Here is a 7,161-nt window from a genome sequence, read left to right as displayed (position 1 = left end):
TATATATTCTTATTTATAGATATGCGAAAAATGATTATCAAAGTTCTTACTAAGAATATTATTTAAACGCTTACTTTTTTAATTTTATGAAAATTATATTGCAATTATATGAAAATTATATATATAATGTTACTAAATATTTCTGAAAATTTTGAAGGGAATGTTAATTTTGAAAATTCAATAAGGGGGTTATTTAATGACGCGATATATTTTAAAACGTTTGGGATACATGTTTTTATCGCTTTTCATAATCATTACAATCACATTTTTCTTAATGAAATTAATGCCTGGTTCACCGTTTAACGATGCGAAATTAAGTGCTGAACAAAAGGCAATACTTAATGAAAAGTATGGTTTAAATGATCCAGTAGCAGTGCAATATCTTCATTATTTGAAAAATGTTGTCACAGGGGACTTTGGATATTCATTTCAATATCATAATCAACCGGTATGGGAGCTTATTAGACCGAGATTGATTCCTTCAATGGAAATGGGTATTACCGCTATGATTATTGGGGTTATTTTAGGTTTAATCCTAGGCGTAGCTGCAGCAACTAAACAAAATACGTGGGTGGATTATACAACAACTGTCATTTCAGTAATTGCTGTATCAGTACCTTCATTCGTATTAGCAGTACTTTTACAATATGTGTTTGCAGTACGTTTACGCTGGTTCCCAGTAGCAGGTTGGGAAGGATTTTCAACAGCAGTTTTACCTTCATTAGCATTATCGGCTACTGTTTTAGCTACAGTTGCAAGATATATTCGAGCTGAAATGATAGAAGTATTGAGCTCAGATTACATATTACTAGCACGTGCAAAAGGAAACTCTTCAATGAGAGTATTATTTGGACATGCACTAAGAAATGCATTAATTCCTATTATTACAATTATTGTTCCAATGTTAGCAAGTATTTTAACTGGTACATTAACAATTGAAAATATCTTCGGGGTTCCAGGGCTAGGGGATCAATTTGTTAGATCGATTACAACAAATGACTTCCCAGTTATTATGGCTACAACGATATTATTCAGTACGTTATTTATAGTGTCTATCTTTATTGTTGATATTTTATATGGCGTTATTGATCCAAGAATCCGTGTTCAAGGAGGTAAAAAATAATGACAAATGATAAATTTGAAAAACCATTTGATGATCATTCAAATGCAGCGTTGACACATACCTCTGACGGAATTGCAGCTTCTGATTTTGTAATGAGAGATTTAGATTTACATAAAGAACCAGAAATGCAACGTGAAAGTAAAAATTTCTGGCAAGATGCATGGACACAACTAAAACGAAATAAACTTGCTGTAATAGGGATGATTGGTTTAATAGTAATAATAATTTTAGCTTTAGTTGGTCCAATGATGAGTAAACATGATTTTGCTGAACAAAATGTAGATTATCGAAATCTTCCAGCAAAAATACCTGTATTAGATAAAGTTCATTTTTTACCATTTGATGGCACAGGTTCTGATGGTAAGGATGCATATGCAAAAGTAGGCGCTAAAGATAACTATTGGTTTGGAACAGATCAATTAGGTAGAGATCTATGGACACGTACATGGAAAGGTACTCAAATATCTCTAGTTATTGGTATTGTAGCTGCCTTATTGGATATTTTTATCGGAGTGGTATATGGCGCTATTTCAGGATTTTTTGGAGGACGAGTAGATGATGTAATGCAACGTATTTTAGAAATCATTGCTTCAATTCCAAATCTTATCGTAGTAATTTTATTCGTACTTATTTTCGAGCCTTCTATTTGGACAATTATTCTAGCCATGTCAATTACAGGATGGTTAGGAATGAGTAGGGTCGTTCGTGGTGAATTTTTAAAATTAAAAAACCAAGAATTTGTTATGGCATCAAGAACATTAGGTGCATCAAAATTCAATTTAATTTTCAAACACATTCTACCTAATACATTAGGGGCTATTGTAGTAACATCTATGTTTACTGTCCCAAGTGCGATTTTCTTCGAAGCATTCTTAAGCTTCATTGGAATTGGTGTTCCTGCACCAAAAACGTCACTCGGTTCATTAGTTAATGATGGACGTGCCATGTTATTAATTCATCCACATGAATTATTTATTCCAGCAACAATTTTAAGTTTATTAATCTTATTTTTCTATCTATTTAGTGATGGTTTACGCGATGCATTTGACCCTAAAATGCGTAAATAATAAAGGAGGCACACGTTATGTCAGAAAGAGTATTAGAAGTCAACGACTTGCATGTTTCCTTTGACATTACTGCAGGGGAAGTGCAAGCGGTTAGAGGCGTAGATTTTTATTTAAACAAAGGGGAAATGTTAGCTATTGTAGGTGAATCAGGTTCAGGTAAGTCTGTTACTACAAAAGCAATTACAAAGTTATTCCAAGGAGATGCGGGTCGTATTAAAAAAGGTTCAATTGATTTTCTTGGCGAAGATTTAGCAAGTAAATCTGAAAAAGAATTAATTAAATTACGTGGAAAAGATATCTCAATGATATTCCAAGATCCAATGACATCACTCAATCCAACGATGCAAATTGGGAAGCAAGTAATGGAACCTTTAATTAAGCATCGTAATTATAGTAAAGCGGAAGCGAAAAAACGTGCATTAGAAATTTTAAATTTAGTTGGTTTACCAAACGCTGAAAAACGTTTCAAAGCATATCCACATCAATTCTCAGGTGGTCAAAGACAAAGAATTGTTATCGCAACAGCTTTAGCATGTGAACCTAAAGTGTTAATTGCAGATGAACCAACAACAGCATTGGATGTAACAATGCAGGCTCAAATTTTAGATTTAATGAAAGATTTGCAGAAAAAGATTGATACTTCAATCATCTTTATTACACATGACTTAGGTGTAGTAGCGAATATTGCTGATAGAGTAGCAGTAATGTATGGAGGACAAATGATTGAAACAGGGGATGTAGACGAAATTTTCTATGACCCTAAACATCCATATACTTGGGGACTTTTATCATCTATGCCAGATTTAACAACAAGTAATGAAACTGAATTAATCGCAATTCCAGGTACACCACCTGATTTATTACACCCACCTAAAGGAGATGCTTTTGCCAGAAGAAGTCAGTATGCATTGGATATTGATTTCAAAGAAGAAGCACCTTGGTTCAAAGTATCACCGACTCACTTTGTAAAATCATGGTTATTAGATGAACGTGCACCTAAAGTAGAACCACCAGCAATGGTTAAACAGAAACAACGTCATATGCCTAATAATTATGACAAACCACGTCAAGTAGAAAGGGTGTCGTTCAATGAAGAATAATAAAGAGACTTTATTACAAATAAAAAATTTAAAACAATACTTTAACGAAGGTAAGCGCAACGAAGTTAGAGCCATTGAAGACATTTCTTTCGATATCTATAAAGGAGAAACATTAGGATTAGTGGGAGAATCTGGATGTGGTAAATCAACAACAGGGAAAGCAATTATTAAGCTGAATGACATTACTAGTGGAGAAATTTTATACGATGGCCAAGATATTCAAAAAATTTCAAAACGCAAAGATTTATTAAAATTTAATAAAAAAATTCAGATGATATTCCAAGATCCTTATGCTTCATTAAATCCTAGATTGAAAGTAATGGATATTGTCGCAGAAGGTATTGATATTCATAAATTGGCAAGTGGTAAAAAAGATCGTAAACGTCGTGTTTATGACTTACTTGAAACGGTAGGTTTAAGTAAAGAACATGCGAATAGATATCCACACGAATTTTCTGGTGGGCAACGTCAACGTATCGGAATTGCGCGTGCGTTAGCAGTGGAACCTGAATTTATTATTGCGGATGAGCCTATTTCAGCTCTAGACATATCTATCCAAGCTCAAGTAGTTAATTTAATGTTGAAACTCCAAAGAGAAAGAGGAATTACATTCTTATTTATTGCCCATGATTTATCAATGGTTAAATACATTTCTGACCGCATAGCAGTCATGCATTTTGGGAAAATTGTCGAATTAGGTTCAGCTGACGAAATCTATTATCATCCATTACATGATTATACGAAATCATTGTTATCAGCGATTCCTCAACCTGACCCAGATAGTGAAAGAACGCGTAAACGTGTAGCGTATCAAGAAGATGAATCTAAAAATTCAGAGCGAAGACTTCAAGAAATAAGACCAGATCATTATGTATTTGTTACTGATGAAGAAGCGGCTCAATTAAAACAAGAACATCAAGCGCAAAGCGTTTAAAAAACGGGGAAGGAGGATGAATTTAAAATGAAATCTTTAAAATATATAGCAACTTTATTAATAGTAGTTTTAGTACTTTCGGCTTGTAGTAATAAAAAAAGTTTATATTCTGAAGATGGACAAGTCTTTAGAAAAGTTATTACACAAGATATAAGTACGTTAGATACAGCATTAATCACAGATGCAGTATCAGGAGACATAGTTGGACAATCATTTGAAGGGTTATATTCAATAGATAAAGGCGATAAGGTTACTTTAGGTGTAGCAAAAGAAATGCCTAAAAAAAGTAATGGGGGCAAAACTTTAACAATTAATTTAAGAAAAGATGCTAAGTGGTCTAATGGAGACCCTGTGACTGCTGATGACTTTGTTTATGCATGGAGAAAAGTCGTAGATCCTAAAACAGCATCTGAATTTGCTTACATAATGAGTGATATTAAAAATGCTGACTTAGTTAATTCTGGAAAAAAACCAGTGAATGAATTAGGAATTAAAGCGCTAGATAAATATAAACTCCAAATTGACTTAGAAAGACCTGTACCTTATATAAATGAACTATTGGCATTAAATACTTTTGACCCTCAAGATGCTAAAATTGCCAAAAAATATGGTGAACAATACGGAACAAAAGCCGATAGAGCAGTATATAATGGTCCATTTAAAGTGACTAATTGGAAAGTAGAAGATAAAATTCAATTAGAAAAAAATGAAAAATATTGGGATAAAAAGAATGTTAAATTAGACAAAGTAAATTATAAAGTACTAAAAGATCAACAGGCTGGTGCGTCACTTTATGATACAAATTCTGTTGATGACACAATTGTAACTTCGGAGCAGGTTAATAAATACAAAAATAGTAAAGCATTAAATCATCGTTTAACTGCAGCTACATTCTTCATTAAAATGAATGAAAAAACTGTTCCTGAATTTAGAAATAAACACTTAAGATTAGCTATTGCTCAAGCTATAAATAAAAAAGGATATGTAAAATCTGTTTTAAATGATGGTTCTTTAGCTTCAGATAATTTTACAGGTATAGGAACTGCTAAAACCCCAGATGGTAAAGATTTCGCAAGTACAGTTTCATCTCCATTAAAATATAATCCTAAAGAAGCAAAACAAAATTGGGAAACTGCACAAAAAGAATTAGGTAAAAAAGAATTTACTTTTACAATGAATACTCAAGATACACCAGCAGCGAAAATTGCAGCAGAATATATTAAATCACAAATTGAAACAAATTTACCTGGTGTTACTCTTAAAATTAAACAAATGCCATTTAAACAGAAAGTAACTTTAGAATTAGCAAATAATTATGAAACTTCATATTCAGGATGGAGTCCTGATTATCCTGATCCAACAGCATTCTTAGAAACAATGACAAAATATAATGCTCAAAATAATACTGATTGGGATAATAAAGAATTTGATAATCTTATTAAAGAAGCAAATGGTTCTTTACTTCAAGAACCTCAAAAAAGAAATGAAGCTTTACAACAAGCGGAAAGTATCTTCCTTCACGATGCACCAGTAGCACCTATTTATCAAAAAGGTGAGGCTCATTTGACTAATCCTCAAGTTAAAGGATTGCAATATCATAAAATCGGTCCGGATACTACTCTTAAACATGTTTATATAGACAAATCTATTGACCGTGAAACTGGTAAGAAAAAAGACGAAAAATAATGTATAAAAATAAGCCTCGAACTTTAAGTTCGAGGCTTATTAACTTTGAATTATACCTTTGAAATTCAAACTATTAAATTTGTGCTATTATCTTTTACGTCCTAATCCCATAGCGCGTTCCATTTTTTTCAATGTCTTAAATGAAACTTTTTGAGCTTTATCGCGACCATGGTCTAAGATGTCATCTAATTTGTCTGAGTTATAAAACTCATTATATTTTTCTTGGAAATCAATTAAGAATTCTTTCACTACTTCTGATAAATCAGTTTTAAATTTACCGTAGCCTTCATTTTCATATTTAGCTTCTAAATCTTTAATAGACTCATTAGTTAAGCTTGAATAGATAGTTAATAAATTTGAAATACCAGGTTTATTGTCGCGGTCAAATTTAATAATGCCATCTGAGTCAGTTACAGCACTTTTAATTTTCTTAGCTGCTACGTTTGGTTCATCTAATAATGAAATAAAGTTTTTTTGGTTATCGTCACTTTTACTCATTTTTTTAGTAGGATCTTGTAAACTCATTACGCGCCCGCCAACTTTAGGCATGCGAATTTCTGGTTTAACTAATACATCGTTATAACGACTATTAAAACGCTCTACTAAATTACGTGTTAATTCCATATGTTGTTTTTGGTCTTCTCCGACTGGCACAATATTCGTATTATAAATTACTATATCTGCTGCCATTAATGGAGGATATGTTAATAGACCTGCTGGGATGCCATCTGTACGTTTTTGAGCTTTATCTTTATATTGAGTCATACGTTCAAGTTCACCAACGCTTGAAATCGTAGTGAGCATCCAACCAGCTTGAACATGCGCAGGGACTTCAGATTGAATAAATAATGTTGATTTCTCTGGATCAATGCCTGACGCTAAATAAATTGCTGCAAGTTGACGTATTTGTTTACGTAACTTGATTTTATCTTGTGGTACTGTAATTGCGTGTTGATCCACGATACAGAAGAAACAATCATAATCATCTTGGACATCTGCAAATTGTTTTAATGCGCCAATATAGTTACCGATTGTAGGGATACCACTGGGTTGAATTCCTGAAAATAATGTCTCCATATTTGATGCCTACTTTCTTTTAATAATTCATATTATCTAAATTATAACAGTATTTCTTTAAAATGTAAGATATGTTACTATATAAGTACACATTGATTTTTCAAGAGGCTCTATAAAGAATTTTTAGAAAATTTAAGATTTCTCTGAAAAATTAGGATTTTCTCATTTAATTTT

Annotated in this window: 6 protein-coding genes; 5 read left to right on the top strand and 1 reads right to left on the bottom strand. The window is 32.3% G+C overall.

The genetic code is table 11. The annotated features are described in order from the left end of the window. Nucleotides 1-196: 196 nt before the first annotated feature. From opp3b to CD127_RS07130, 5 genes are read left to right on the top strand one after another with little or no spacing between them, the layout of a single operon-like run. Complete coding sequence (gene opp3b, locus CD127_RS07150) at nucleotides 197-1,123, top strand: oligopeptide ABC transporter permease (RefSeq protein ID WP_103366251.1); 927 nt, start codon at nucleotides 197-199, stop codon at nucleotides 1,121-1,123. Beyond that, nucleotides 1,123-2,190: an oligopeptide ABC transporter permease gene (gene opp3C, locus CD127_RS07145; protein WP_103366250.1), complete on the top strand. Its 1,068-nt coding sequence runs from the start codon at nucleotides 1,123-1,125 to the stop codon at nucleotides 2,188-2,190. The genes opp3b and opp3C overlap by 1 nt, the downstream gene beginning before the upstream one ends. A 17-nt stretch (nucleotides 2,191-2,207) precedes the next feature. Continuing rightward, on the top strand, nucleotides 2,208-3,290 hold the full coding sequence (locus CD127_RS07140; RefSeq protein WP_103366249.1) for an ABC transporter ATP-binding protein: 1,083 nt from the start codon (nucleotides 2,208-2,210) through the stop codon (nucleotides 3,288-3,290). Beyond that, nucleotides 3,280-4,224 (top strand): ABC transporter ATP-binding protein, encoded by a 945-nt coding sequence (locus tag CD127_RS07135; RefSeq protein ID WP_103366248.1) that lies wholly within the window; start codon nucleotides 3,280-3,282, stop codon nucleotides 4,222-4,224. The genes CD127_RS07140 and CD127_RS07135 overlap by 11 nt, the downstream gene beginning before the upstream one ends. Before the next feature lie 27 nt (nucleotides 4,225-4,251). Continuing rightward, nucleotides 4,252-5,910: a peptide ABC transporter substrate-binding protein gene (locus tag CD127_RS07130; RefSeq protein WP_103366247.1), complete on the top strand. Its 1,659-nt coding sequence runs from the start codon at nucleotides 4,252-4,254 to the stop codon at nucleotides 5,908-5,910. An 87-nt stretch (nucleotides 5,911-5,997) separates the two neighbouring features. Here the strand turns inward: CD127_RS07130 and trpS are convergent, their stop codons facing one another. Next, nucleotides 5,998-6,987 (bottom strand): tryptophan--tRNA ligase, encoded by a 990-nt coding sequence (trpS, locus tag CD127_RS07125; RefSeq protein ID WP_103366246.1) that lies wholly within the window; start codon nucleotides 6,985-6,987, stop codon nucleotides 5,998-6,000. Nucleotides 6,988-7,161: the final 174 nt, after the last annotated feature.

Origin of the sequence: Staphylococcus petrasii (assembly GCF_002902565.1) — a bacterium.
Classification (GTDB): Bacteria; Bacillota; Bacilli; order Staphylococcales; family Staphylococcaceae; genus Staphylococcus; species Staphylococcus petrasii.
This window is presented reverse-complemented; position numbering and strand designations above follow the sequence as displayed.